The sequence below is a fragment of the Pseudomonas sp. P20 genome (genome assembly GCF_016463925.1).
GTDB classification, from domain to species: domain Bacteria; phylum Pseudomonadota; class Gammaproteobacteria; order Pseudomonadales; family Pseudomonadaceae; genus Pseudomonas; species Pseudomonas aeruginosa.
The window spans coordinates 1-1590 of the sequence record NZ_JAEMVM010000125.1 but is presented as its reverse complement, the minus strand read 5'-3'; the positions used below and the strand labels follow the sequence as shown (position 1 = coordinate 1590).

The window sequence follows — 1590 nt, the reverse complement described above, 5'->3', positions numbered from 1 at the left end:
GCCCAGTTCTGCGCGACCCGTATCCAGCAGGTACTGAATTCATCGTGACGTCCCTCGCGATCCCAGGGGAACTGGACTTTCACCCGTCCCCACTCGTCGCAATGGATCTCTTCCCCTGCCGGGCCGACTACCGTCGCGATCTGCGGACCATCGATACTCGGCCGAGGCAGCGGTGCGGGACGCCATTCGACGTCCTCGGGCACCAGTTCGGCGCGCAGGTCGTAGCTCACCCCCAGAGGGGCGTCGGCGGACTCTTCCTCCTGGCCGGCATACTGGGTGCCGCGATGGACCACCCGCACCGGCCGCCACCAGGCGTTGAAGTCGGCACGCGGATGACCTTCCAGGGCAAAGGCGTGGCCCGGGATCAGCCGCGGGTCGTCGCCGCTGACCGATGCCACCCGTGCATCGCGCCGATGTCCTCTGAGGCGGCTTTCGCTGAAAGGCCGGCCCGCGCCGCTCCGCTTGTAGCGACCGGGGTAGTCGTAGCGCTCGTAGGACGAGTCCTGATGCTCGAGCGCCTCGCCAGCGAGATGATGCTCCTGGTCGTAGGTCGGGCGCTTGAAGCTGTAGTCCCGCTGGGTCTGTCGAGCCGTACGAACATTTTCGCTGTAGCGGAAAGAATGAAGCACCGGCTGCGGGTTGTCGCCCTCCGGCTGGGCGCTGAACAGCACCGGGCCGCCGGCGATACGCTCCTGGACGTAGAGCCGGTCGCTGCAGACCAGGGTGTGGCGGTGTTCGTCGAAGCGGAAGTAGTAGACCAGGCCTTCCTCGAAGGCCAGCCGGTCGTGCAGGTAGTGATCGCTGTCGCCGGCCTGCACGCAGTATTCGCGCGGCAGGTGCTCATGGTAGATGCGCTGTTCGTAGTCGAGCACCCGGTGTTCCTTGAGCAGCGCCTGGAGAATCTCCGGAACACTCTTCTCCTGGAAGATCCGCCAGTTGCAGCACAGCTCCAGGCGCGCCAACTGTGGTTCCAGCAGCAGTTCGTAGCGGGTCCGGCGAAAACCCGAGCTGCCTTGGGTGAAGTGGCTGACGATGCCATGGACGTAGCGGGCCGGACGGCCGTCCTGCCAGAGGGTGAAGGTGCCCGGCTGGTCGAGTACCTGCTTGAAATCGATGGCGTTCTTGTCGCTGGCCAGCTTCAGGCTCAGGCGGAAAGGCTCGCAGAGCGCTTCTTCCAGTTCGAACTCGACGACATCGAACGCAAGGTTCCCTTCGCCAACGACGAAGGTGAATTTCAGGTCTCTTTGACGCATGGATCGTTCCCTGTTCCGGGTGGGCAGTTCCTTTCCAATCCATTGGAGGAGCAAGCCACGTTACTCTTGCTCAGCCGCTGCCGAAAGTCTTGGCTCGGTGTCTATTTCGCGAAGTAGCGGACATTTTCGGCTCGACGGAGAACCGGCCGTACAGGTGTACGACCGGTGTGCCTGTCAACTCACCCTGCCACCGGCGAGCGCCAGTCGTCGGAGCCGGAGGTGCCAGAGACTTCGTGGGTCCAGGTGATCTTGCGGTAGGTGAAGTGCACGTCTTCCAGGTGGGTGAAGTGGGCGTTGCCCGGGTCCTGGCAGTTGTGCATGTAGTCCTTGATGTCGA

The 1590-nt window shown here is 63.5% G+C and carries 1 protein-coding gene and 1 pseudogene; both read right to left on the bottom strand.

Features of this window, described 5'->3' with window-relative positions; genetic code table 11:
- Positions 1–1253 (bottom strand): type VI secretion system Vgr family protein (locus JHD77_RS32105; protein WP_199506582.1); only part of this gene is annotated, 1253 nt, incomplete at its 3' end.
- A 179-nt stretch (positions 1254–1432) separates the two neighbouring features.
- Positions 1433–1590 (bottom strand): annotated as a pseudogene (locus tag JHD77_RS32100) (Hcp family type VI secretion system effector); the annotation flags it as partial.